The following is a 25,615-nucleotide window of genomic DNA, read 5'->3' as shown; positions in this document are numbered from 1 at the left end:
TTTTATGAGTTAGAATTCTTATCTTTGATCCTTGCTTGTTATTATTTTCGTCTGACTTCTTGCACTTGACTAACTTCAAAAATTAGAGTGAAAGGTCGCCCCATCTCCTTTTCTAAAAAAGCTTCTAAAAGACCTACTTGTTTAGAAGTTACAGTTTTCTGTGCGCGAACACTCAAACGAACTTGAGGCGGTGTACTCAACCAATTAGTATCTGTTTTCAGCAATGCCAAGCGTTGAAAAGTTACAGTTCGGTTTAGCAAAGCCTTTCTTAAATTGGTTTCGAGTCGTGCTTGTGTAACTAATTGGGTAAAGCTCACAGTTAGAGGTACAAGTAAAGCACCCGTTAATCCCAACGCCCACAACAGTGCTTTGCGTGCGCGATGTAAGGGAGAATAGCCGGTGACTAAAAATGTCAGCATACAGGCAAGACTAATACTCAAAAGATTTGTTAGATATAGTAGAGTTGCGCCTAAGCTAAGAGACCAATCAAATTTTGCTAGGCCTAAACCGATAACACAAATTGGCGGCATGAGCGCAACTGCTATTGCCGTTCCTGCCACACTACCAGAAATTTTGGAATTCACTTTGGCATAGCCACTGATACCACCTGCCACAACGGCAATACCCAAATCCAGCAGAGTAGGTTGAGAGCGAGATAGCACTTCACTACCAAAACTAGAGATATTAACTAGCCAAGCTACACTGCAAGAAATTACCAGTGCCAAGAATGTACCTAATGATACTGCTATTATGCCTCGGCTAAATAGATTGACATTGCCAACCAATGCACCAAAAGCTAAACCTCTGATTGGCAACATCAAGGGTGCGATAATCATTGCGCCAATAATTACAGCAGTGCTATTAGTGAGTAGTCCAAAAGTAGCGATCGCACAAGAACAAACAATTAAAATCAAATATGTGGCATCAGGAGTAGATTCTTCCAACAACTCATCCACCAGTTGTTTTAATCGTGCAGGTTCAACCCTTGTCTGCTTAAAATTCCTAAAGCGATTACGGATATTGTTGATCAAAGCATACTCCTAAAATCAAAGAATTTTAGACTCTGGACTTTAAACAAAAGCTTGAATAAAAATATCCATCTAAAGTTAAAACTTAAGCCCTAATTAAATTAATGTCAGCAATTTTGACAGAAAAAAACCTGATTTTTTGCCAACAAGCAAGACAATATTTAAATCCTCTGAGCGATCAACCCAAAATCGTGATTAAAAAAACTCTGAAAACTCAGAGTTTTTAAAATGATTTTTCTGATTGCTTTAAAGTCAAATTGACACACTAAGAATTTAGTGCTTAACCCTACTAAGGCACTATTAACACCGGGCAAGGAGAAAGATTAATCACCCGTGTTGTCACGCTATCAGTTGCACCCTCTTCCGTTAAACCTAGACCTCGGCAGCCCATAATTATTAAATCTGCACCAATTTCATCAGCGACATCACAGATAGTAAAGGCTGGTTTACCCTGTCTTTCCAGAACTTCGGACTGAATACCCTCCTGAGAAAACAAGACTTGAGCATTTTCTAGTAGTTTAGCAACTACCTCTGGTGACACCATTGGATCGGCACTGGTCGCCTCTGCGGGCGGTTCTTCTACCACAGATAGCAATACCAAGCGGCTTCCATACTTCTGCACGATGTTAGAAACTACATCAGCAGCTTCTCGTGCTTCCCGACTTTGATCGATTGGAAATAATACTGTCTTAAACATATCTCTCCTCCGCACCCCAGACTCCGGTAAAATCTTGATGGTTCTACTTTCAAAACAATAACAAAAAGGCAATCAGGAGGGTTTGGCTGTGTCCAAAAAAACTTTAGCAAGTTTATCTGCGGCTGATATTTCTGGTAAACGCGCTTTCGTGCGGGTTGACTTTAACGTGCCTGTGGATGACCAAGGCAACATTACAGATGATACTCGCATTCGTGCCGCTCTACCAACCATTAAAGATTTGACGCAGAAGGGTGCTAAGGTCATTCTAGCAAGCCATTTTGGTCGTCCCAAAGGCGTAGATGAGAAACTGCGCCTAACACCTGTTGCCAAGCGTCTTTCTGAGTTGTTAGGGCAAGAAGTCGTTAAAACTGATGACTGTATTGGTGATGAAGTGGCGGCTAAAGTAGCGGCGTTAGAAAATGGCCAAGTGCTTTTATTAGAAAATGTCCGCTTTTATCCAGAAGAAGAGAAAAACGAACCAGAATTTGCGAAGAAACTAGCATCTAATGCTGATTTTTACGTAAATGATGCTTTTGGTACAGCACACCGCGCCCATGCTTCTACAGAAGGTGTGACTCATTATCTGAGTCCTTCTGTTGCTGGATATCTCATCGAAAAAGAATTGCAATATCTCCAAAGTGCGATTGAAAATCCCCAACGTCCTTTGGCAGCAATTGTCGGTGGTTCCAAAGTTTCTAGCAAAATCGGTGTTATCGAAACTCTGCTAGAGAAGTGCGACAAGCTAATCATTGGTGGTGGGATGATTTTTACCTTCTACAAAGCCCGTGGTTTAAATGTTGGTAAATCTTTGGTGGAAGAAGACAAGCTGGAACTAGCGAAATCTTTGGAAGCAAAAGCTAAGGAAAAAGGTGTTACCTTCTTACTACCTACAGATATTGTATCGGCTGATAAATTTGCTGCTGATGCAAATGCAACCACCGTTAGCATTGACAACATCCCTGACGATGGTATGGGTTTGGATATTGGCCCAGACTCTGTAAAAGTCTTCCAAGAAGCTTTAGCTGATTGCAAAACTGTAATTTGGAACGGGCCTATGGGTGTATTTGAGTTTGATAAATTTGCTGCTGGTACAGAAGCGATCGCTCATACTCTTGCAGATATTAGCAAAACAGGCACAACCACTATTATTGGTGGTGGTGACTCTGTAGCGGCTGTAGAAAAGGTAGGTTTGGCTGACCAAATGAGTCATATCTCCACCGGAGGCGGTGCTAGCTTAGAATTACTCGAAGGCAAAGTTCTGCCCGGTATCGCGGCTTTAAATGATGCGTAATTTAGAAGTTTGTAGACGTGCAGTGGTGTTAGCGTAGCGGTAGTGACGTAGGAGCGTCAAGGCTTGCCGCAGGCTAGGATGAAGTATGAAGTAGAAAATTTTCTACTTCATACTTCGCAATTTGCGTTTTAATTTGCCAACCACAAAGCTAGGTTACGAACATAAGTTTTAATATCTTCTAAAGCGCGTGGCTCGTTTTTCATGCCCTCACCTGGTAGTTCATCAACAAAACTAGGACAGCCTTTTGTAATATCCCAGTTGTAATCAACAAAATGATGAAAACTAGAAGTAGCTACGGTACGTCCTAAAATGTTACCTTCTGCATCGGGATGATGATCAACTGCCACAATGAGATTGAATGCACGACCTGTGACTAAGCTTTTTCCTAAAGCAATGACTCGTGCATTTGGGTTACTGGGAGGTATGCCAATACCGCCTTCGTGAGGATGTGCAGGGAAAAGTTCAATTACTCCTGAAGGTGAGTTGGGATTTTTTAATAGTTCGTGAACAGGTTCAACAACAGTAATTTTTTGATAGTCGCCATTTGCACCCGAATGATAGTTAGGCCAAGAAATATAAGTTGTGTAAGGGTCATCTCGGCTCCACCGAGATTCATCAGGGTCAGGATTTTTGGTATTGAAATAATGAATGTCGCCAATATCAATTAAACTGCACATGGAACAGCCCATGTCTTGATGATCGCGTGTGGTTAAAATACCACCACCACGTCGGCGAAAAGCATTAATTCCAGCAATATCTTTTGCTGTTAAACCGTCACCAACATCTAAAGCAAATAACCAAAGTTCATCAAAATCAGATTGGTCAAGGCTACCTAAAATAGGATCATTACCTTCTGCGTCTGATTGGCGTAGACGCGTTCGCGAAGCGTCTCCTATCGGAGAAGCGGCTTGTCGGCAGACATCGCGCGCTACAACCGAAAATAAATAATTACCCGCTTCATCTTGAAGAGATGCCAAATAATCCTGTAGCATTGAGAAACGAAAAATGCTCCAGTCGTCTTCAGTAGTGGGAATTGTAGTTTGCAAAAGAATCCGAATTGGTTTTGCCATACCCTGTAGACTTGATTGTTAGCTATTTGAGCTAACTAATACCACAATAGAGTATATGGGTATGGCGATCGCTTACCACTTAATATTCTCAATTTTTCATTATTTGACCTTAGCACGGAAGCGAACAAAGCCATAAGAATTAGCTGGTGTTCCTCGCCCAGTAGCCGCAGGTAAATTAGGCAAAACAGAACTTTTTGTAATATTAACTACTACAGCCCCATTAGTATTACTACCGCAGCTTGCAGGCGTAGCTGGAGCATTTGCTGCGTAAAATACTCCACGGTCTGAATCTGCCGCATTGCTGAAATAGACTGTGGGTGTAGTAGAACCAACAGCTAGTGCAATACCTTGATCTGCTCCTGAAATACCATCATTAGGCGTTTGTCCATTAAAAGCTGTAGGTATAAAAGTAGTATTAGGTGGAACTAAATCACAGAATTTAATATTACTAACACTATTCAAACCTGCTGAGAGGAAATAAATAGTATATTCCAGTTCATCTCCTGGTTTAACAGCACCAGCATTTATCTGTCCTCGCAAGTAATTGGTAAGCCATTTGGAATTATCATCATCAACATCATAAGGTGATGGAACGTAATTGTTAGCATTTGTGGCCACATCACTACGACCATCCACAATATCAGTTAAATCTACATTATTAATGCGGGTAATACGTTTGATTAATAACAGCTTTGCATTACTACCATTGTTGTTGTAACCAACACTAGTAATTCGATTACCTGTATTATCAGTATCTATAGTTGGTAAATAGCTAGGACATCTAAGGCTGGCGTTGGTACTAGTAGTTTGTTCCCAACAAGCACTAATGTTGGTATCGTTGCCATTGCGGGTTAGGCTAATAGACTGAGCATCTGCTGCCCCTGATAAGGAAGACTGATAAGTACTGTCCCAAAGATTAAGAGAACTTGGGGGGGGTGTGTTAATAGCACTGCCTGTACCATAAGCAATGTAATCAATAATCTGATTTTGGTTATCGTATAACCAAACATCATCACCAGAGTTACTCAGTGTAGCAGAAAGCCCTACCCAAGCTTGAAAAGCTGCTCCAGAAGCCTGGGCGTTGGTGTTGCTAGAACTACCTATCCAAATAACGGCGTATTGTCCTGGTTGTAAAGTTGTACCATTAGGAAATGAGTAATTAAATTTACTTTCACTAACATTATCGTTAGCTATGAGATTACTATCTGCTAACTTGAAACCACTTAAATCAACGGGTGAAGAAGAAGCATTGTAGAGTTCAATAAACTCATCGTTTGTACTAGCATTACTTCCTGTCCCTGTTTCGTTGTACAGCACTTCATTGATAATCACCTTACCTGCTTGAGGCGAAACTTTGTAGACATCAAAGCCAAAGTTTTGATTTCCTATTGCACTTCCAGAGACAGTAATAGCTAAGTCATTAGGTGTTCCCAAAGACATCACATTAGGAATGTTGCTATTGGTAGTATCAACTTGAATTTTATAACTACCATTTACCACACCTGTAAAGGTATAAGTACCATCGGCTTTGGTGCTAGTAACAGTAACAACTGAGTTATCGCTAGATCTCAGTAATTTGACATTAATACCAGCAGGTAAAGTAGGTTCACCTGCATCAAAGTCATCTCCATGATCAAGATCTTGATATAAAGTGCCGGAGATGGTGACACCAAAGTCTACGATATTTATTGGGGTTTGTTCAGTGTTGCTAGGGAAAAAAGTCCATAAATCCAGCCCTTTAGTATCTCCAAAAGAACCAGTGCATTTTGTATTGGTATTGCCACTATTACCAGACTGACCAAATTTTCTATTATTGGTTGTACTGTCAAACCCAGAAATTGTGTTGCTAAAGGTTGGATTTGGCGGATTAGTACCGCAAAGTACAGTACCTGGAGTACCAACATTTGTACCACCAATAGTTGTGTATCCGCGATCATCATAAAATGCTGTTGTATTTCCCAAAGGATTACTAGCATTTAGAAGCGTAATGCTAGGGCCACCAGAAAAATTATTCTCTGCATCCAGCAAGGGAAAATGGTATTCACCTGCATGAATGTTAACCCGGACTGGATAGTTAGTACCAACCGGAAAATTATCGCCACTATTATCCTTACCGTTCCAAGTAACTGACTGTGCGCCTGCTGTGTTCATAACACCTCGCAGTACACGGTTTTGGCTGTTAGTGGGATCAAAATTTACACCGTCTCGACTGATAATAATTTCGTAGTTGCCTGCTACATTAGTGTTAAAAGTAAAAGTACCACCTGTGCCTAAAGAACTGGTACTTCCCACAACGGTACCTGTAAAGTTTAAATTGTTTACAGTGGGTGCGATTGGAATAAGAGGAATCCCAGTGCTATCAAATGCGCCATCAGGTTTGTAGCGATCAATATATGGAAGTACGTTAGTATCTGGGGTAGTAAAAAATGTCGGAAATTGAGGACGAGATAAGCTAGTACTGCCGTCTATGTTAGTAAGTACAGCATCATTCGCCAGGATATCATGATAGAGGGGTGTTTTCCCATCACTATCAAAAAATCCTACTTGATTACCGTAAAGAACGAATCCATTTGGATCTGTACCTCTTAAATCTATTTTGTAGCGATAACCATCTGTCGTGACTGGATAGACAGAAAAGTTGAGCGGTCGGCCGTTGAGGCCAGTAAATAGTGAAAGATAGTAACTGAATAATCTACCATTTATATCTATTATGGAGTTTTGGTCGCTACTGCGTACAGTGACATCCCACGCTGCAATAGTAGTTGACTGATTAGTATTAAAATTTTTGCTATCACTTAAACTAATCTCACCAGTAGGCAAAATATTTGTCGATGTGGTACTGTTACTGCCAGCTGGGCCATAAAAAATGATGTCATATATGCCCGTTGACGGGGCCTGATAGTAACAGGGTGTATATCCATTAGTGTTACCTGTACCAGAAATAGATTTAGGCCCTGCTAATTCTTGGTTGCGAGATGAAATAACCCCACGTCCTGTTTGAGTAGAACATTGAAAATCTGGTGTTGCGGGAATATTTTCACTACCAATGCTACCAGAGACGTTGTTACCAGGTTTAAAAACTAGGATATCGCCATTATTGACTCTGACAGCACTAGATCCTAAAAGAATATATTCATCTTTTTGGGCATATACTTTCAGTATAGTTCGCCGCCTAATCAGATTGCCCCATAAATCAGTACTCCATTCTAGGTTAGCTCTATTGCCAGTGGCAGAACTAGGGTAAAGTGTACGGCTACCTTCAGCTTGGCTTGGCTGTATTCCCTGTCCCAGAATACAGAAACCAATGGTAAGTCTGGTAATTAATTGTTGTAGGTTGCTGTTAGATAATATATTTTTTAACTTTCTTTTCATAAATATTTTTTATAATTTGTACGATCACAAAGAGACGTTGCAATGCAACGTCTCTAGATTTTCGGGTGGCGTATTTTCGTTGATTTGGTTGGGTCGGTCAATAATAATGATGCCGTGTACGTGATTAGGCATAATGACGTAGGTATCAATGTATGTGTAATCGAAATGATTGGGAATATCTGCCCAAAAATTTTGAGCTATTTCGCCAATTGCGGATAGTTGGACTTGACTATTATTAACATTCCCAAAAAAAGGGTTGCGATCGCCTGTACAAACGGTGACAAAATACCAACCATTTGCAGCATAATTACGATTCATTAAACGAGTGGACTCGACTCGGTATTTACCCTTAAATTTTGGCTGTGTCATAGTTATTCAAATTTCCAAAATTTCTACCCTGTAGAGACGTTGCATTGCAACGTCTCTACAAATGCAACGTCTCTACTACCGTGGTGGTGGAATTTTTTGCTGTCCAAAACCGTCAAACAATTCGTTGAGTTTCAACGTCAACCCTAAATAAGGCCCACCTGCGGAACGTGTACCAGAAAAATCACGGTCATCAACATTGCCAAAGGCGTATCCAGCAGCTAGGCGCAGATTAGGAGATAAATAATAACCAGTTTCGATAACAAAGCCCGTTTCGCTGTAATCAGATTGTCCTATCCAACGTGCTTCTCCTACTACATCCATCTTGTATCCCAAGCGATAGGTAGCTCTAAGTTGACCTAAGTTAACGGTACTAGTCCCTATCAAATCGTTAGCTAAGTAAGAAGTGCTATTACGCAAGGCATACTTGCCATAAAATTCCCACTTCCAGTTAGGCGCATAAATAGCTTCTAAAGCAAAGGTATGGTCTTGAGAACCTGTACCACTGCCTAAAAGAAGGGTGTCAGGAATGATTGCGGGATTTTCTCTGTATTCATAACGTAGCAAAGCATTAAATTTATCATTGCTTGGGTCGCGGTAGGCTAAACCCAACTTGAAGTTTACCGTATCTCCCAAGCCTGTTAGCTTTTGATTGGCAGAGTTTGCCTGTTGATAACGTGCTAAGGCAGTAATAGAGCGCGAAATTTTCCCGGTTGCTGCTGCTGAAATTACAGTATTAGAACCACTAGCAGAGGTGCGATGCTCATAACGCGCACTCGCTTGAAATTCAGGGTTATCACTGTATTCTAAACCCACACTGTAACTATCGCCACTCTCAAAACCAATAGATGAAGCGGCTTGACTGACTGTAAAAGGTTGGGCATATTGTCGCCCTGTTGCAGTGCGATTAAAGAAGCTGCCAAATACGTGTTCGTAAGCAAGGTTCAGCCGTAAACCAGAAGCTATTGTCCAATTATTATTCAGACCAATCGCTCCTTGAGTGGTGAGTTCGTTAGCACCTCCTAAAATTGAGTAACGAGCGGTCAAAGTAGTATCTGTGCCGAGCTTGTGTTCACCATTAATACTTAAACTGGTGATCGAATTCCCACTTAATTGACCACTACTGTAAAACTGTTGGGCGAGACTGATATTCACACCAGGGATTGCAGCCCAATTTAGTCCTAAGATAGTACGGTCTGGGTAAACAGCATCCGCACTAGAAGATAGAGTCAGTTCATTTTGAGCTGCGAAGGTCAGGTTTTTGGCAAGAGGAAAAGCCAGACGCGATCGCAATTGATTAGAATCACTAGTTAAAGCATTGATTGGAATCCTATCCTCTCGATGGCGATGAATCCAATCAACGTCAACCGTAGCCTTACCTAAATGTTGTTGAACCCCAGCTGAAATCGTTGTTAAAGAGTTATCAACTTTACTCCCTGGTATAGCTTCAGAACGTGGTGCAAATAGCTCTTCAAAAGTATCTAGAGGTTGAGGCGCAATCCCAAAATTGTCTTCGTGGTCGTATTGCGCTCGGAGATTTGTTGTTGTCGAAAGTCTACCTGTTAATTGCGCTCCATAGCGGGTTTGTCCGGGGACGAAGCTAACTGTGGCATTATTAGCAAAGCCTGTATCTGCAAAACGATAATAAGCACGTCCTTGAATAGCATTGGTAATTTGTCCATCAGCTTCCAAACGGTAAGCACTACCACTGACTTTACCCATAACTTCTGAATCATTCGTAGAATGGGCATATTCAGCAATTAACTTACCATTAGAACCTAAAGAAATCAGAGCATCTGCACCGTAAAGTTGAAAGTCACGCGCCCCCTGATTTTCTTGGACGTAGGTTGCACCTAACCAGCTTTCTTGGTTCAAGCTACGCGAGAGATTATATTGCAACCGACTTGCGTATAGATTGCTGTCAGAGTTTTGGCTTTCGTATTGATAGCTAACAACAATACGTCTTACTAAGACTTGTCCAGTGCTATCTATATCTGTACGCAGAATAGGTTCGCGGAATATTAACGTACCGCGATCATAGTCGATTTCATAGTCTGGGCCGCGATTCAGTTGTTTCCGATTCAGTACAGTACCAGGACGATTCAATTCTTCTAATTCAACAAAGACATTTTCACTTCCAGGAACCAATAGCCTTCGAGAGAGGAAGTAATAACCACTGGTACCATCAGGCGCAATTGTATCTCGTTGAAATCCTTCTAGATGATTGCCATAAATACCTGTGAATTGCAGATTCCCTAAGTTGTAGTTAGCTTTAAAGCCATGCAATTGACGGGTGATAGCAGTATATTGCTGAGATGTGTGGGCAAACTCTTCTGTGTTGTAATCACCCCACATGAAATAATCAGGAGCAGCATTAGGAATTTTCGAGGTTCGTTCAAACCGCAAAAATACACTATCAATGGAAGGTGCAACAACATCTACTGTGGAACTATCACCATAGACTGGATAGTTTTGCTCGTTAAATTGGTAGGTTCCAAACAGGCGATTATCACAGTTACAATCTTCGTTAAGGTTGCGTGAACTGTTATATGCACCTGTAAACAACCATTCTCCTAACGCACCCGTAGCAAATACAGCTGAGTGAAAATCTAATTGAGTGCTTTTATCTTTGTCAGGACGGATAAAATCTCGAAAACTACTGTAATAATCTGTACCTCTAGCACCCAGACGTACATCTACAACACCAGTCAATAGACTAGGACGCAACGCTGTTTCAAACTGGAATTGAGTAAATGCTTCTAAATTATTCGCTAGGGCGCGTATTCTCACTGTTTGCGCTTGCAACTGCGATCGTAATGTTGCTGTAAATTCTCCAGCTTTGGCTTCTACCTGAAATCCCGGTTCATCAGGTTTGAAATCTTTCTCAACAAACTCTCCAGCAGTAGGTATCAGAGTCACAACAGCATCGTGGTTAGACAGATTGCCATTCTTATCAATTAACTGACCCCTCACAGTTGCAGTCGAACGTCCATCAGCAGGAATACGGGACTCTACTGTTTCTACCGTGAGTTTTGTTGGCGCACTCCGCACTAATATCCGTACTGTTACAGATGACTCTGTTTTACCTGTCTCTTGTGCAGAAACGAGGTTTTCTCCTTCTTTAAGTGAAACCCCGTACCATGTCTGCGTTACTAAGTTGGTATTACTATCAGTTTCTGTCCTTCCTATTAAAGAAGAGTCTACCAAAATACCATTAACCCGCAATTCTACTGGGCTACCACTAGGAAATTGCACACTGACACTAGCCGCCGGCACATCAACTACACTATCAGTAGCTGGGCTGAGAATTTTGATGGCTGTAGGAACCGAAGCAGGCTTTTGCTGATTGTCTACAGAGGCGGAAATTTTCTGTAACCCTTTAGGCAATTGAATATCAGTTGCTGGTTGGAACGGTTGTAGGGTGATTTTTGTTAAGGGAGGTTCAACGACATTGAGTTTGCTATTATCCGAATCTGAAGAATCCTTTTCATATACTTTTTGAGCTTCTGTTGATGTATTGACAGAAGGCTCATTTAAAAATGTATCAAATAGATAAAGCTTTTGCTCAGTTTCAGATTGGGCAATATCCAAGGTAGAAGCCTGAAAATCCTCCTGAACAATATTTTCTGGTTCAGGAATGAATGCTTCTGCTTTCACTACAGTTGGATAGACCACAAAGCTGATTGTACCTGCTACAGCACCCATCAGCCTGAGATTAAAGATAGTTGCACTGTGCAGTTTAAGTTTCATACTTTATTTACTCCTGCTGGGGGTGACAGCAAAGTTCATTCTGACTAAGCCGCCTGGTTCAAGACGTACCCAACGAGATTGGCTATTGCGTTCTCGGAATTTACGGTTGGGCGCTAGGGTGTAGCCAGGGATGCTGCTGAGGTCGAGGACACCGCTATGGCTTCCGGGTAGAACATTAGCGACAGAAAACAAGCCGTTAGGATCTGTAGTAATGCGATTACCGTCTTCCAGGAAAATTACTGCATTCGCTATTCCGGGTTCACCAGTTTGCTGTTCACCGTCGAAGTTTTTATCTTCAAACACACGACCGATAATTGTGCCGCAGTCAGCGACAATTCCAGGACGAATCAATAATTGGTGAGTGGCAGGGCCATCTTTAGTGCTGAGACGGTTGTCAATTCTGAGTGCATTAGCGATCGCACTATTACGACCATTACCGCGCAGTGCATCAGGTGTTAATTGTGCAGCGTAGGCAATATTCAGAATTTTTTCTGGTGGGATAGTCGCATCTGTACGGAAAGTAATTGTATTGCCATTGCGATCGGTGGTAATGTTGATAGCTTGACCTTCTAACTCTCCACGCACCGATTTAGGTATAAATTGGAAACCCAGAGGCAAGTTATCTGTAACAACTGTGTTCTTTAGACCAATATCAGTCAAATTTCGCACTGATATGCGGTAAATAGCTGTATCTCCTGGTTCGGCTGTAGCCCGATCGCCTGTTTTGATAATCTGCAATTGCCGCGCCTGACACAAATTGGTCGTAAATGCCAAACTCAATAAGTTAAGTTGTGGTCTTTCCCCGTTAGAAATAGCAAACAATGTATCCTCTACTGTAGTTGCACCTGTACTATTTAAAGGTTGCCCATCTAAAGAGGAAGCTATATACTTCACACTGTTATTAGTTTGGTCATTGCCAACAATCTGAATTTTTACCCGTCTTTGTTGGTATATAGAATTTGGTGGAGAATAGACTACCAAAATATAAGTTTTACCTGAGGTAGTTTGTCCTCTATTCGCATCAAGCAGAAAATTATAAACACCTGCTGGGTTGTTACTCAGAAAATAAGGGTTAGAATTTTCGATATTTGGTGCAGTTCCTTGCGGAACTTTATTATTAGGCGTATCTGGTAGTTCTGTACGAGTTAAGGCAACTAACTTTCCTAATTCTGTTCCTGTGGGATCATTGATATTAGTTTCATATAGTCCTACAGAGACACCTGTATAGTCGGGTAAGATTGTACCAGCACAACCTAAAATTTTTCCTAATTTACTAATTAATGGAGCGGGTACTAGTTGTAGTTGGCTAGAAATTCCTTGGTATTTATAACTACTATTTGGATCAGTATAAGTATAACTAGCTTGATTAGTAATAATAGTTGGGGCTTCTTGTGCTGTTAATTTTAGCTGTAATCCTGTTGTTATAAAGCTTCCTAATACAAGAGTGGTAGCTAACTGCTTATACCAAATACTCCTAAAGATAGTCTGCTTTGCTTTTTTATAAATAATCAAGACATTCATTTATTTATATATTTTTTATGTAGGAAACAAACATTTTTCAATTTCATTAAATTTTGATCACTAAAGATTTATCTGTTTAATAAAATAATTGGATTTAGGAAATAAGTTGGCTAAAAAAGGATGATATTGAAATATGAGTTTCAGGATTTATCCTTCTTTATATTGATTTTTCAACGTACTTGAGTTTGATAAGTCGCTTTGACTGTAGTTTTTGCTGCTACATTTGGGGTATAAAAACGAATAGAAGTATAAGCGCTTGCAGGTGCAGATTTAGTTTCTACATTGCCATTAGGTAGAGGAATTTTAATAGTGGGATTTTCTGAAAAACTCTGTCCGCCATCAATGCTATAAGTAATTTTGGCATTACCTATAAAATTGGCAGATTTCAAAATATAAATCATACCTTGGGAAATCGGTTGATTGAGAATGATGTTTTTCAAAGGGCGATCGCTTGTGTTTTCTCCAGTTAACGTATAACGTAATATATCTCCTGGTTTGACAATTTGTTTATCTTTCAAGGCTTGCCATATAACTTTTTGCTTACCTTGTTTATCTTTGAGCAAAACTTGCTTTTCTGCTGTTAAAATTAGCTTTAAAGCCTGTTTATTTTGAGTATTTTGTGCAACTGCGCTGTTAGATTGTAATCCATGAATTACCCCTGGTAAATAAGTAATAAATGAAGCGGTTCCCAGGATTAAAATTGTTCCTATTCCAGTTATCAAAAGCTGTTTCATTTTTATCACCCTAATAAATTACTTTTAGTTAACCTTGCGTTGGAAGGTAAATGTTCCTGACTCACCAGGAGCAACCGGATTAGTCAAAGTATCTACATATTTAGTGACATCAGTGGTCGCAGTAGTACCGCTAGTGGCATTAGTAGCAGGAGTTGTAGCAGGATCACCACTAAAGAATGTGATTGTTCCTCCAGAATCTTGAGCCGAATTAGCAACATGGCTCGTATCAATTACATTATTGGTAGGTGTATTATCTTTCGCCCAGTTATTAGGAGCTACAGTACCGTCTTCAGTTATTACTACACTGCCTGCATTCAAAATCACATTATTGTTACCACTTGCTGGTTGTGATTCAGAAATATTTTTGTACTGGATAACGTACTCAATAATGTTTCCTGGTGCAGGTTTTTTTGGTGTAGTACTCAAAGTGCCATCAGTACCTTGAACTGCTGGCCCAGTTCCTAATAAAATCCGTGACTGTTTTATCAGTTGCAAATAGCCAGTATACACGCGATCAATAGAGATGTTTGTGACTCCATCATCTAGCAAACCATTGCTATTACCATCAATGAATGCGGTGATTGGGACAGGGAAGCCACGTTGAATATTAGTATCTGTTGAAAGTGGAGTACCAGCAGGTAAATCAACGACGACAGTATAGTTAGCTGTACCATTTGAAGCTACTCCATCAATACGTATGGGGTTTGTTGCACTAATTGGGTTGCCTCCTACAGTACCAGTACCACTAGTGAATGCAAAAGTTGTGCCGTTGTATGTATAAGTAGCTGATATTGTCGTAGTACCGTTGTTATAAGATACTGTCACGATGGTGCCTGTAGGCAGATCAGCTGTGTTAGCTGGTGGCGTGGGTAGTAATGAGATATTAGCTGCTTGATTACCTGTATTGCTAACAGTATTACTAAAACTCACTACGTTTGGATCAAATGTTGAACCCGGAGTAGTATTAGCCGGTACATTGCTAGACTTATTAGTAAAGTCATCATTATTATTTGTTGGCCCAACTGCGCTAGGAAAACCATTTGGCCCGTTCAGGAGTGAGAACAAGCTGATTGTAAATACGTTAGCTTCACCACCTTGGTTTGCTGTTGAGTTATTCGTATCACCCGTATTATTCCCAGCAGTATCAGTTCCTGTTGTATTAAGATCAGTCGGGTCGTTGATATAACCATCTGGCACAGTGCGCGGTAACTGATCTGGTACGTTATCCCCATTAGTATCTGTATCGGGCGGAGGTGTCATGTTACCAGGAGTCCCGTCAAAGTTGCTGGGATTTGCATCACCCGACTCATCAAGTACAGGAGTATTTGTTTGTGGTGTTTTACCGAATACCTGAGCGATATTAGCTATGGTTAAAGGTGCAGTCTGTCCTGTTCTGATTTTTACCTGAATAGAAAATTGCGTCAGTTGTCCATCAGCAGGTAGGTATGTTGCCGCATCACCATCTATAGTTGGTTTAATAAAACCAACACGAGTAACTGTAGATAAATCTGCTGGTTGCGTGGTTGTCCAAGTGGCTGCATTTGCAGATGTGCTGACAGCAGTAGTGGAGTAAACGACTTGCCAACCAGTGGGAGGTGTTGGTGCTGCTGCTAGTTGTGTCCCAAGTGGAATAGCATCGGAAACTAAGATATTTGTGCCAGGAATACCAGGTAAGCTAGAACCTGCTAAAGGCGAAGGCGTGATGCTTTGTCCTGTAACGTCAGTAGACTCTACACGCAAACTCAAGTTGTAGTTGATGGTATCGTCTGTGATGTCTGCTGATGTATTGTTATTGCTATAAACGCCACGAGTTTTGAGTATCGTAGCCAAAGAATAATATTTTGGATCAATAGTTATTGTCGCTGAGGTACTACCTTCTACTACACCGTTAACAGGTGTACCTGCCACTTCTCCAGATGTACCATCAGGATTATCAACAGTGTAAACATCTCTAGTATCATTAACAGATCCTGCTCTTGGAGAGTTGCTTGCAGTCTCAGTCGGGTTAGTTTCTCCTAAAGTAACTTTAATCTGTTGACCAGATGTTACACCTGAATTGATTGTTACGGGGACTCTTACTTGAACCGTACCATTAACAGGTATAGAAGATGTAGTGAAGCCCCCAGCAGGAACATCTGTCCATGTTCCGTTGTTATTGTATTGTAATGTGCCTATTGTGCCTGGGCCGGTAATCCCAGCCTGGGTAGGAATTTGAAAACGGGTTGGGTCGTTACCAACGTTAGTGATAGTAAAAGGAAAATATACGAGATCACCTGCTTGAAGATTTCCACCGTTGTTGTCTACGGGTGTACCAGCTACAAGAGAAATACCAGCTACTTCCGCAATGGTGACAGTTACAGTGTTAGAAGTACTATTAATTGGTACGTTTGGATTGTTAGGATCTTCGTAGGTGGCTGTCGCTTGGTTGTTGATAGCTGTACCGGCAGCTGTAGATGTAGTCTGAGCTAAGACTGGTTGGAGAAATTGAAACCAGCCGTTAGATAGTATGGCTATTGCTATTAAATTTCGATAAAATACACGATTTTTAGTCTTATTAATTTTGTAACTATAACGAGATTTCATTTAATTCCGTTGCTTTATGTAGTGCAGACTGATTAATTTCACTCAACATCAATGCAAAGTAATAAGTTGATCTTTCAAATTCAGGTTTGATGTATATTGCCTTATTTTTTTTGCAAGACGAAAAAATTCCAAAGCAATTTTAATTACTCCGGAATACTATTGATTTCATCTAAAAACGTATAAACATGGTGTAACGCTTTTAGGTAAATCAGTTTGATTTACTGATATATCAATGAGTTAGTTGTTACAAAGCAAAATTAGAATAATAACAACGTTAAATCAAGTATATATGTTTATAAAACAGTTAGAGTACTGGTATGTCAAAAATTCATACTTACAAAAACTAAATATTAATACGTAAGTACTTAAGAAAGTTTTCTGTTTTTTTATACTAAAAACATAAGGATTCAGTAATACTTATTTTCAGACTGATGAAAATAAGTATTTACGAAGTCAGCCACAAAATACCCGACAATTTTTATCGGGTATGTTTGACTGGTATTTTTACCCGTGCTACTATCAAGCGACAGTTGACGGACAAACAGGGAAAGCGATCGCTATGACTCAGGCAACCTCCACACATACCCAAACAACCACCGCTACCTTAGAAGCTTTGAAGTGTAAGGAATGTGGTGCAGAATACGAACTCAAAGCTAGCCATGTTTGTGAGTTTTGCTTTGGGCCGTTGGAAGTGAAATACAACTATAACAACTTACGCCTGAGTGTTAGCCGCGAAAAAATTCAAGCAGGGCCAAATTCTATTTGGCGTTATCGTCAATTTTTACCTGTTGCAACTGATAATGTAATTGATGTGGGAACTGGGATGACTCCTTTAGTACGTTCTCACCGTCTTGCCCGTCGCCTGGGTTTAAATAAGCTTTACATTAAAAATGATGCCGTCAATATGCCCACCCTCAGCTTCAAGGATCGGGTAGTATCAGTGGCACTTTCTCGCGCTAGAGAATTAGGTTTTACTACAGTATCTTGTGCAAGCACCGGCAACTTAGCAAATTCTACAGCAGCGATCGCTGCCCATGCAGGTTTAGATTGCTGCGTATTTATCCCCTCTGACTTAGAAGCAGGAAAAGTTTTAGGCAGCTTGATTTATAGCCCAACTCTTATGGCTGTCAAAGGCAACTACGACCAAGTTAACCGCCTGTGTTCTGAAGTTGCGAATACACATGGTTGGGGTTTTGTAAATATCAACCTACGTCCCTACTATTCTGAAGGTTCCAAAACTTTAGGCTTTGAAGTTGCTGAACAACTGGGTTGGGAACTACCAGATCATATAGTTGCACCTCTGGCTTCTGGTTCGCTATTCACCAAAATCTATAAAGGCTTCCAAGAATTTGTGGAAGTTGGTTTAGTAGAAGGTAAACAAGTACGTTTCAGTGGCGCGCAAGCTGAAGGCTGTTCGCCTATCGCCCAAGCATTTAAAGAAGAGCGCGACTTCATCAAACCCGTAAAACCAAATACAATAGCTAAATCGATCGCAATTGGTAATCCAGCAGATGGTGTATATGCTGTCGAAATCGCTAAGAAAACAGGCGGTAATATAGAATCAGTCACCGATGCAGAAATCATTGAAGGCATCAAGCTATTAGCCGAAACCGAAGGTATCTTTACAGAAACAGCTGGTGGTACAACTGTCGCTGTGCTGAAAAAATTGGTAGAAGCTGGCAAGATTGATCCAGATGAAACTACCGTTGTTTACATTACCGGTAATGGTTTGAAAACCCAAGAAGCAGTTCAAGGCTACATTGGTGAACCATTGACAATTGATGCTAAACTCGATAGTTTTGAACGTGCGCTAGAGCGTTCTCGTACACTTGACCGCTTGGAATGGCAACAAGTTCTAGTCTAAAGGTATGAAAGCTCAAGGCTAAAAAAGCTGATTTTTTTTACTTCATACTTCACACTTCATACTTCAACTATGTCTGTAATTGTTTTAGTTCCCACTGCTCTCCAAAAGTTCACAAACAATCAAGCTACCATAGAATGTAATGGTAGTAGTATTTCTGAGTTGTTCGATTCTTTAGAAGCAAATTGTCCTGGTATTAAATCTCGCTTGTGTGATGAACAAGGGCAGCCACGACGCTTTTTAAATTTGTATGTTAATAGCGAAGACATCCGCTTTTTAGATGGCACAGATACGCCATTAAAAGATGGTGATGAAGTAAGTATTGTCCCTGCTGTTGCAGGTGGTTAATAGGGTGAAATTTAGATTAGTAAAACACGACTTTTTAAAATAAAATATATTCTCAATTCTCCTGGTCATTGGAGAAAAACTATCGCCCAGCTAGCTAGGAAAGCTGGGTAAGTTGTTGTTGCCAGTAATTATTGTTCTCAACTGTCAGGATAATCCTCTCATAGGATTCATCTTGTAATTCAATATTTAAATAATCGCTATCTTTATTTACATACCAAAACTCTTTGCCTCGGTCAGTGTAGTAAGTTCCAGCTTTAATTACACCAGGAATTAATGTACCGGGGGCGCGTAGTTCTTTCCAGGTACTTTGAGGCTTGGCTGTTGTCACATTTTTAATATTAGCTAATGGTATTTGCCAAAGTTTGTGAAAACGAGCAGCCAAAAGTTTTTCTTTCCAAGTAAATTCAATTTGCAATTTTTCTTCAACTATACTTAACTGCATAATTAATCTGTCTCTCAATAATGTGTCTTCTAGTATTCCCCAACAATTACTGTTGCTAACTTTGAATGTAAAATTGGTTCTTTGTTATTTAGCACCACCAACTATCTTTATATTATTTACATAGGTACGTTAGCCTAAGACATAACAAGCTCTACTGATGTTACAAAGTATTCTTTGAACACAACTTAAATAGGATTGTTATATTAGATTTTTACTTGTGATAAATCATGAGCTTTTTAGAATGGCAGAAAACTCATGAATATAGTTCACGTTATGGAATTAAATAATATGAGTATTAATGTAGAACAGTTTGCCAGTGATAATTACTCAGGTATTTGCCCAGAAGCACTAGAATATACGCTGCAAGCTAATCTTGGTAGTGCGCCAGCTTACGGGAATGATATATGGACTCAAAAAGCAAGTGACTATTTTCGGGAATTGTTTGAAATTGATTGTGAGGTGTTTTTTACTTTTAACGGTACAGCAGCTAATTCTCTATCTTTAGCAGCATTATGTCAGTCATATCATGGTGTGATTTGTCATGAGACAGCCCATATAGAAACAGATGAATGTGGTGCGCCTGAATTTGCTTCTAACGGTTCTAAATTACTTTTGGCTTCCGGAGAAAACGGCAAGTTAACAGCGAAAAATATAGAAGCGATAGTTATCAAGCGTACAGATATCCATTTTCCTAAACCTAAGGTTGTTAGTATTACCCAAGCAACAGAGTTAGGCACTGTATATTCTGTTGACGAGCTTTTGGCGATTAAAGAAGTTGCTAATAAATATAAATTAAAGATTCATATGGATGGTGCTAGATTTGCGAATGCCGTTGCTGCTACCAATAAAAGCCCTGCCGAGATTAGTTGGAAAAGTGGCGTAGATGTGCTGTGTTTTTGTGGTACTAAAAATGGCATGGCTTTAGGAGAAGCAATTATTTTCTTTAATAAAGCCTTAGCGGAAGATTTTGATTATCGCTGTAAGCAAGCCGGACAATTAGCATCTAAAATGCGTTTTATTTCGGCTCCTTGGTTGGGTTTGTTAGAAACTGGTGCATGGCTAAAAAATGCCCGACACGCTAACCAATGTGCAGAATATTTAGAAAATAAATTATTACAAATAGATGGTGTGGAAATTATGTTTCCGCGAGAAGCCAATGCTGTGTTTGCAAAATTACCTGAGGAGGTTATTCAGAAATTAAAAGGTAAAAACTGGCAATTTTATACATTTATTGGTGTAGGAGGAGTACGTTTTATGTGTTCTTGGAACACAACTAGAGCCAGAATGGATGAATTAATCAGGGATATTGAGGAAGCGATCGCCTAAAATAGCACAAGGATACAACTGTTTCTATAATTAGCTTTTTCATTCAATCCTGATTGCTGTCAAGCTGCACTAGTAAAATATTTAAAATTTTAAATATTGGCATAAGTAGTACTCAATAATACAAGTTTTCTCTTGATCAACATAAGAGATTTAACTGTTGACTATTGATTATTGACTATGAACGATAAACTCTTGACTATCAACTAGCTCTCCTATGTCAAAATCAAGATAAATTAGTACTGAAAGGTGAGCGATCGCTCCGAAAGCTAGATAAAGGATTGACCTGAGCAATGGCAGACGAAACCAATCACAATCAAGCGGGAGAAGTAGCTCCCAGCACTGTAGACAAACAAGCTCCCTCTGTCGCCGAAGAAAATGCCCCCAGCACCAGCGAACCAGTAGCGACAGATTTACCTACTGCCAATACTCCAGATCCCAAAGCAGCCAACCCAAAAGTTAACCCCAACGCTGCTAAACCAGCCGCAGCTACAGAAGATAAACCAGCCGCCGCTAAAGCTGCGAAAAAAGAGAAAGCCCCATCTGTTGAAGATAAGCCATTTCAACAATTTATTGAGCAAGACTACTTACCAGCTTTGCAAAAAGCGATCGCCGAAGAAGGTGTAAAAGATTTACAATTATCTTTTGCCAAGCAGAAGCTTCCTATTGCTGGTTTTTCCTCAAATGAAGAATACTGGCAAGTTATCGGCAGTTGGCAAAGTGGTCAGCGTCAGTTTAATGTCTACTTCCCCGATGAAGATATTCAAGGGAAAAAGGGTTTTTCTTGTAATGAAGGCAAAAAAACCAGCACTTTGGAATCCTTTTTAATCGACGAGCGTAAAACCACACTTGATTTGCTGGTGTTTGGCTTAGTACGACGCTTAAACAGCCAAAAGTGGCTAGGCAGAAATTAGCCCAGTTCGTGAAAATAGTAGGTGACGGCTCCAGTAATGGGGTCGTTATCTATTTTTACGTAGCCTGATTTCAGCATTTCTTTAAGTGCCAGTTCCACATCAGCAAAGCTGGCTCCTGTTGCTTTCACACCTTGCGTCACAGTTAGACTACCACCTCGACTTTCTGCAACTTCTATGAGTTTAATCATTAGTTGATTTCCACTGGGGTGATAAACTTGGGAAGCAACAACTGGTTGATTCTGTGGCACACCAAAAGAAGATATACCAGCTTTGGCACGTAATTTTTGTTCGTATTCTTCTACCATGTTAGGCAAGAGAAACAAGTCAAAAATTTGCCCTACAGTAAACAAACCGCCTGTACACAACCAAAGCAAGCCTGTACCAATCTTGCCATTGTATAAACGGTGTAACCCTCCCAAACCAATAAACCCAACTCCACACAAGAGATAAGAAATAGTTAAACGGTTATTTCCTGTAGGATTAATCTCGTTATCTAAACGATTGATGCCATTGCTGATTGTTGTAAAAACTTTGGATACTTCAGAGATGCCTTGGTTTGTCTCGTAAGACGCAGCATACCTATTTCGTGAAGCAGGCGTTGGCGAGTAGGGATTATCTATAAGTTCTTGTACAAATTTGCCGTAGTTTTCTACATCTGCACGCGTTCCCTGAAATTGATTTCCATGAGCAACCTCTTGACGCTGCCTATTGGCGGTGAAGATAGTACGACGAGCTTCATCACTCAAACCGCCATACTGTTGCATGAGATCAGCTAATTCTCTCCATTGAACTTGCTGTCTGTCTTGTACCCTTTGACGTTGTTCTATAGGCAAAGAATGGTTTGTAGCCAGCCAGTCTCGAAAATAGTCTTCCAAAGCACCATGAAAACTTACCAGTGCATAACCTAGCAATTCTGGGTCATCCCCGGCTTTTTGTAATCTTTCCCAGCCTAAATGCAGCTTATTCAAATGATTACTCATTGATAGCCCTATCGCTTTTGTAGCTTCTCTAAAAATTCTAACGAATCACTAGTTGCAAAAAAGACAAAAATTGTGTGAGATGTTTCAGGTAGGATACAGCATTACTCTTAGAAATAAGCGAGCTAAAGTTCGCTAACTATACAAATCACAACTACCGACACTGGCTGTGCAATCCCCGAAAGCTTGAAGTATTGTTGCAACTCTTAACGTTTCACATACCAGTTTGCCGCTATGCCTTGGTAGACTGAATTTTATACAAATTAATTATTGTCCTTTGCTGCGCCTTATGAGAGCATTACTTTTGGCTTTCTGGCGTAATCAAGATAATACACTCGTGGCAATCAAGACATGGTAGATTCCCTCAAAAAACCAGGCTTTGAAGAAATACGGCCAGGGATTAAAGTCCCGGCAAAAGAAACCTTATTAACACCACGGTTTTATACTACCGATTTTGATGAGATGGCGCGGATGGACATCTCTGTAAACGAAGATGAGTTAAGAGCCATCTTAGAAGAGTTCCGCGTTGACTATAACCGCCATCATTTCGTTCGGGATGCCGAGTTTGAACAATCCTGGGATCACATCGACGGGGAAACTCGCCAGTTGTTCATCGAATTTCTAGAGCGTTCTTGTACAGCAGAATTTTCTGGCTTCTTGTTGTACAAGGAGTTAGGCCGCCGCTTAAAAGATAAAAGCCCCGTCCTAGCAGAATGTTTCAACCTGATGTCACGGGATGAAGCACGTCACGCTGGCTTTTTGAACAAAGCGATGTCAGACTTTAACTTGTCTCTAGACTTAGGGTTTTTGACAAAGAGCCGCAATTATACCTTCTTTAAACCAAAATTCATTTTCTACGCTACCTATCTTTCCGAAAAAATCGGTTACTGGCGTTACATCACCATTTACCGCCATTTAGAAGCGCATCCCGAAGACAGAATTTATCCAATTTTCCGGTTCTTTGAAAATTGGTGTCAGGATGAAAACCGTCATGGTGACTTCTTTGATGCCATCATGAGAGCGCAACCACAAATGCTGAATGACTGGAAAGCCAAACTGTGGAGTCGGTTCTTCCTGTTGTCTGTGTTTGTGACAATGTATCTTAATGACATCCAACGCAAAGACTTTTACGCCTCTATTGGTTTAGATGCACGTGAATACGATATTTACGTCATCAAGAAAACCAATGAAACCGCAGGTAGAGTCTTCCCGGTAATGTTGGATGTTGACAATCCTGAGTTTTACGATCGCCTAGATCTATGTATTCAGAATAACGAAAAATTGACTGCGATCGCTAACTCTAACACACCCAAATTCTTACAATTCTTCCAGAAGTTGCCATTATACATTTCTAATGGTTGGCAGTTCTTGAAATTGTACTTAATGAAGCCAATTGATGCTGCTAATGCTCACGGAATGGCTCGTTAGATAGAAAGATAAAGAAAGATAAAGATTCTATTTCAAAGGCACGGTTTCTGCTTAAAGGATGCCGTGTCTTTTATTTATGAATTTATACGCAAAAGTTTTGATTACAATAGTATTACTCCTTTTAAAAGCCTATTGATTTATGTACACCTTGAAAATTCGTAGAGTTAGAGACTCTTTAGGTGTAATACTACCTAAAGAAGCTCTGCAAAAGTTGAGAGTGAGACAAATAGACAATGTGTTTGTCACTGAAACTCCCTCTAATACTCAAACTGCTTGTAACCCTGATTTTGCAAAGGCAATGGAAGCTTACAGAAAAGTGATAAATATAAAAACGTACTGAATGAGTTAGCACAGTGAACGAGCTTTTTTGGATGTAGATACTTTATGTTGTCTCGTTTTAAATTAGGGAAAAATCATTGTATGAAAAAAAGCTTATGTTATAATTTTTTACTCAGGTGTTTAGAAGATTATTTTAGTAATTTTTATGGAGGAAGCAAAACTAAAATTTGCTGATTTGTTTGCTGGAATTGGAGGTTTTAGATTAGCATTTGAACAAGCCGGATATGAATGTGTATTCTCCTGTGAACTTAATGAAGCTTGCCGACAAGTTTACTTTAGTAATTTTGGAGATATGCCAGCACATGATATTAGAAAGATAGATATACACAATTTACCTTACTTCGATGTTTTGACAGCTGGTTTTCCTTGCCAACCTTTTAGTATTTGTGGAAGAAGAAAAGGATTTCACGATACTAGAGGTACTCTATTTTTTCATATTTGCGAAATTATTGAATATATTAAGCCTCCTGTGGTTGTACTTGAAAACGTTAAGCATATATTACATCACAATCAAGGAAGAACATTAGAGACTATATTATATTCTTTGGAAGATATAGGTTATGTAGTAAATTATGAGATACTTAACTCTAAAGATTTCGGACTTCCACAAAATAGAGAAAGAGTAGTATTTGTTGCTACGAAAAATAGAAAATTTGATTTTGGTCTTCTCAAAAAAACTTATCCGTTTCCTACTCTAAAAGAATTTTTGTGTACTGGGGGAGATTTTGAATATTTAAATCCTCAAGACTACACAATGATAGAAAACCCAAAACAACAAGCATCTGGCTTAATTTTTGTAGGTTATCGCAATAAAAATATTTGGAAAACAGGTATTAGACCAAACACAGAACATTTATCTAGGGTTCATCATCAACCGAATAGAATATATTCTATTAAAGGTGTACATCCAACAATACCTTCTCAAGAGACTTCCGGTAGATTTTTTATTTATATCCCTGAAGAAAAAGCTGTTCGGAAATTAACTATTAAAGAGTGTTATAGAATTATGGGTTTCCCTACTAGTTTTAAAATCCATAGTAATTTAGGAGAGTGTTATAAGCAAATAGGTAATTCCGTTGCTATACCAGTAATGTATGAACTTGCTAATCAAATTAAGAAACAATTTTTTTACCATTCAGATATTGAAAATGTCATCTCTCATGATTATGAAAACTCTCATATTGAGTCACCTATTCAACTAGAATCGCCCCTTTAATAATGAATCATAGAGAAAAACTACTAGAAATTTATCAAAATCTATCTGAATTTGAAATTAATCAAATTCAATTACCTGAAGAATATCAAAATTATGTAGCGGAAGTTGCTAAAAAATGCTTTGAAAGAAAGGCAGTCTATACTGTATTAATTACTCTTTTAGTGCATAAAATTTTACACCCATCTCAGGATATTAGGTATCACAAAGCTGAACTGCCAAACGGTTTTGGAGGAAGAGATTTAGATAAAAAATATGGCTCTCCCAGAGTAACTATGGTAAAATAATATAAGAAAATTAAATAAAACTTAGATAATTTAGATTGGTTAATAGAGAAAACCCAAGCTATAAACCGAAT

20 protein-coding genes are annotated in these 25,615 nt (G+C 39.6%); 9 read left to right on the top strand and 11 right to left on the bottom strand.

The window, feature by feature from the left end; genetic code table 11:
- Nucleotides 1-41: 41 nt before the first annotated feature.
- Both H6G76_RS25355 and H6G76_RS25350 read right to left on the bottom strand, forming a co-directional pair.
- Nucleotides 42-1,031, bottom strand: coding sequence for a DUF389 domain-containing protein (locus H6G76_RS25355; RefSeq protein WP_190707289.1), 990 nt, complete (start codon nt 1,029-1,031; stop codon nt 42-44).
- Between the two features lie 286 nt (nt 1,032-1,317).
- A complete protein-coding gene (locus H6G76_RS25350; RefSeq protein ID WP_190707286.1) occupies nt 1,318-1,725 on the bottom strand; it encodes a universal stress protein in 408 nt (135 codons plus the stop codon).
- Nucleotides 1,726-1,813: 88 nt separating this feature from the next.
- On the opposite strand from H6G76_RS25350, the gene H6G76_RS25345 reads away from it, so the two are divergent.
- Nucleotides 1,814-3,016 carry a phosphoglycerate kinase gene (locus tag H6G76_RS25345; RefSeq protein WP_190707283.1) on the top strand — a complete coding sequence of 401 codons (1,203 nt, stop codon included), beginning with the start codon at nt 1,814-1,816 and terminating at the stop codon, nt 3,014-3,016.
- Between the two features lie 128 nt (nt 3,017-3,144).
- Here the strand turns inward: H6G76_RS25345 and H6G76_RS25340 are convergent, their stop codons facing one another.
- The 7 genes from H6G76_RS25340 to H6G76_RS25310 form a co-directional block, all read right to left on the bottom strand.
- Nucleotides 3,145-4,086 (bottom strand): hypothetical protein, encoded by a 942-nt coding sequence (locus tag H6G76_RS25340; protein WP_190707279.1) that lies wholly within the window; start codon nt 4,084-4,086, stop codon nt 3,145-3,147.
- A 99-nt stretch (nt 4,087-4,185) separates the two neighbouring features.
- Nucleotides 4,186-7,458 carry a lamin tail domain-containing protein gene (locus H6G76_RS25335; RefSeq protein ID WP_190707276.1) on the bottom strand — a complete coding sequence of 1,091 codons (3,273 nt, stop codon included), beginning with the start codon at nt 7,456-7,458 and terminating at the stop codon, nt 4,186-4,188.
- A gap of 24 nt (nt 7,459-7,482) precedes the next feature.
- Nucleotides 7,483-7,827, bottom strand: a complete 345-nt coding sequence (locus H6G76_RS25330) for a transposase (protein WP_242056515.1) — start codon at nt 7,825-7,827, stop codon at nt 7,483-7,485.
- 75 nt (nt 7,828-7,902) lie between these two features.
- Nucleotides 7,903-11,574 (bottom strand): TonB-dependent receptor, encoded by a 3,672-nt coding sequence (locus H6G76_RS25325; protein ID WP_190707273.1) that lies wholly within the window; start codon nt 11,572-11,574, stop codon nt 7,903-7,905.
- A 3-nt stretch (nt 11,575-11,577) separates the two neighbouring features.
- A complete protein-coding gene (locus tag H6G76_RS25320; protein WP_190707270.1) occupies nt 11,578-13,095 on the bottom strand; it encodes a DUF11 domain-containing protein in 1,518 nt (505 codons plus the stop codon).
- Nucleotides 13,096-13,265: 170 nt separating this feature from the next.
- Nucleotides 13,266-13,829: a DUF11 domain-containing protein gene (locus H6G76_RS25315; RefSeq protein ID WP_190707267.1), complete on the bottom strand. Its 564-nt coding sequence runs from the start codon at nt 13,827-13,829 to the stop codon at nt 13,266-13,268.
- Nucleotides 13,830-13,853: 24 nt separating this feature from the next.
- Nucleotides 13,854-16,412 (bottom strand): hypothetical protein, encoded by a 2,559-nt coding sequence (locus tag H6G76_RS25310; protein ID WP_190707264.1) that lies wholly within the window; start codon nt 16,410-16,412, stop codon nt 13,854-13,856.
- A gap of 431 nt (nt 16,413-16,843) precedes the next feature.
- Here H6G76_RS25310 and H6G76_RS37815 point away from each other — a divergent pair, with 431 nt between their 5' ends.
- The 3 genes from H6G76_RS37815 (at nt 16,844) to H6G76_RS25300 (ending at nt 18,621) form a co-directional block, all read left to right on the top strand.
- Nucleotides 16,844-16,975 (top strand): hypothetical protein, encoded by a 132-nt coding sequence (locus H6G76_RS37815; protein ID WP_277883126.1) that lies wholly within the window; start codon nt 16,844-16,846, stop codon nt 16,973-16,975.
- On the top strand, nt 16,972-18,276 hold the full coding sequence (gene thrC / locus H6G76_RS25305) for a threonine synthase (protein WP_190707261.1): 1,305 nt from the start codon (nt 16,972-16,974) through the stop codon (nt 18,274-18,276). The genes H6G76_RS37815 and thrC overlap by 4 nt, the downstream gene beginning before the upstream one ends.
- A gap of 69 nt (nt 18,277-18,345) precedes the next feature.
- Entirely contained in the window at nt 18,346-18,621 is a 276-nt protein-coding gene (locus tag H6G76_RS25300) for a MoaD/ThiS family protein (RefSeq protein ID WP_190707259.1), read from the top strand.
- Between the two features lie 94 nt (nt 18,622-18,715).
- Here the strand turns inward: H6G76_RS25300 and H6G76_RS25295 are convergent, their stop codons facing one another.
- On the bottom strand, nt 18,716-19,063 hold the full coding sequence (locus H6G76_RS25295) for a hypothetical protein (RefSeq protein ID WP_190707256.1): 348 nt from the start codon (nt 19,061-19,063) through the stop codon (nt 18,716-18,718).
- 288 nt (nt 19,064-19,351) lie between these two features.
- On the opposite strand from H6G76_RS25295, the gene H6G76_RS25290 reads away from it, so the two are divergent.
- Together H6G76_RS25290 and H6G76_RS25285 are read left to right on the top strand one after the other, a co-directional pair.
- A complete protein-coding gene (locus tag H6G76_RS25290) occupies nt 19,352-20,389 on the top strand; it encodes a low specificity L-threonine aldolase (RefSeq protein ID WP_190707379.1) in 1,038 nt (345 codons plus the stop codon).
- Nucleotides 20,390-20,679: 290 nt separating this feature from the next.
- On the top strand, nt 20,680-21,300 hold the full coding sequence (locus H6G76_RS25285; RefSeq protein WP_190707253.1) for a DUF2996 domain-containing protein: 621 nt from the start codon (nt 20,680-20,682) through the stop codon (nt 21,298-21,300).
- Here the strand turns inward: H6G76_RS25285 and H6G76_RS37280 are convergent.
- A complete protein-coding gene (locus H6G76_RS37280; protein ID WP_313934831.1) occupies nt 21,297-21,785 on the bottom strand; it encodes a TM2 domain-containing protein in 489 nt (162 codons plus the stop codon). The two genes, H6G76_RS25285 and H6G76_RS37280, sit on opposite strands and share 4 nt — an antisense overlap.
- Before the next feature lie 843 nt (nt 21,786-22,628).
- Here H6G76_RS37280 and acsF point away from each other — a divergent pair.
- The 3 genes from acsF (at nt 22,629) to H6G76_RS37275 (ending at nt 25,544) form a co-directional block, all read left to right on the top strand.
- Nucleotides 22,629-23,705, top strand: coding sequence for a magnesium-protoporphyrin IX monomethyl ester (oxidative) cyclase (gene acsF, locus H6G76_RS25275; RefSeq protein ID WP_190707251.1), 1,077 nt, complete (start codon nt 22,629-22,631; stop codon nt 23,703-23,705).
- Nucleotides 23,706-24,189: 484 nt separating this feature from the next.
- Nucleotides 24,190-25,260, top strand: a complete 1,071-nt coding sequence (locus H6G76_RS25270; RefSeq protein WP_242056514.1) for a DNA cytosine methyltransferase — start codon at nt 24,190-24,192, stop codon at nt 25,258-25,260.
- A 2-nt stretch (nt 25,261-25,262) separates the two neighbouring features.
- A complete protein-coding gene (locus H6G76_RS37275) occupies nt 25,263-25,544 on the top strand; it encodes a hypothetical protein (RefSeq protein WP_242056513.1) in 282 nt (93 codons plus the stop codon).
- The last annotated feature ends 71 nt before the right edge of the window (nt 25,545-25,615 follow it).

This window comes from Nostoc sp. FACHB-152, from assembly GCF_014697475.1.
GTDB lineage: Bacteria > Cyanobacteriota > Cyanobacteriia > Cyanobacteriales > Nostocaceae > Nostoc_B.
Note: the sequence above shows the minus strand (reverse complement) of the source record. Positions and strands in the feature narration are given on the sequence as shown.

Bases quoted from the DNA above. Each gene is read 5' to 3' on its own strand.
- H6G76_RS25350 (WP_190707286.1), bottom strand. From the start codon at position 1,725: ATGTTTAAGACAGTATTATTTCCAATCGATCAAAGTCGGGAAGCACGA.
- H6G76_RS25340 (WP_190707279.1), bottom strand. From the start codon at position 4,086: ATGGCAAAACCAATTCGGATTCTTTTGCAAACTACAATTCCCACTACT.
- H6G76_RS25335 (WP_190707276.1), bottom strand. From the start codon at position 7,458: ATGAAAAGAAAGTTAAAAAATATATTATCTAACAGCAACCTACAACAA.
- H6G76_RS25330 (WP_242056515.1), bottom strand. From the start codon at position 7,827: ATGACACAGCCAAAATTTAAGGGTAAATACCGAGTCGAGTCCACTCGT.
- H6G76_RS25325 (WP_190707273.1), bottom strand. From the start codon at position 11,574: ATGAAACTTAAACTGCACAGTGCAACTATCTTTAATCTCAGGCTGATG.
- H6G76_RS25320 (WP_190707270.1), bottom strand. From the start codon at position 13,095: ATGAATGTCTTGATTATTTATAAAAAAGCAAAGCAGACTATCTTTAGG.
- H6G76_RS25315 (WP_190707267.1), bottom strand. From the start codon at position 13,829: ATGAAACAGCTTTTGATAACTGGAATAGGAACAATTTTAATCCTGGGA.
- H6G76_RS25310 (WP_190707264.1), bottom strand. From the start codon at position 16,412: ATGAAATCTCGTTATAGTTACAAAATTAATAAGACTAAAAATCGTGTA.
- H6G76_RS37815 (WP_277883126.1), top strand. From the start codon at position 16,844: ATGAAAATAAGTATTTACGAAGTCAGCCACAAAATACCCGACAATTTT.
- thrC (WP_190707261.1), top strand. From the start codon at position 16,972: ATGACTCAGGCAACCTCCACACATACCCAAACAACCACCGCTACCTTA.
- H6G76_RS25300 (WP_190707259.1), top strand. From the start codon at position 18,346: ATGTCTGTAATTGTTTTAGTTCCCACTGCTCTCCAAAAGTTCACAAAC.
- H6G76_RS25295 (WP_190707256.1), bottom strand. From the start codon at position 19,063: ATGCAGTTAAGTATAGTTGAAGAAAAATTGCAAATTGAATTTACTTGG.
- H6G76_RS25290 (WP_190707379.1), top strand. From the start codon at position 19,352: ATGAGTATTAATGTAGAACAGTTTGCCAGTGATAATTACTCAGGTATT.
- H6G76_RS25285 (WP_190707253.1), top strand. From the start codon at position 20,680: ATGGCAGACGAAACCAATCACAATCAAGCGGGAGAAGTAGCTCCCAGC.
- acsF (WP_190707251.1), top strand. From the start codon at position 22,629: ATGGTAGATTCCCTCAAAAAACCAGGCTTTGAAGAAATACGGCCAGGG.
- H6G76_RS25270 (WP_242056514.1), top strand. From the start codon at position 24,190: ATGGAGGAAGCAAAACTAAAATTTGCTGATTTGTTTGCTGGAATTGGA.
- H6G76_RS37275 (WP_242056513.1), top strand. From the start codon at position 25,263: ATGAATCATAGAGAAAAACTACTAGAAATTTATCAAAATCTATCTGAA.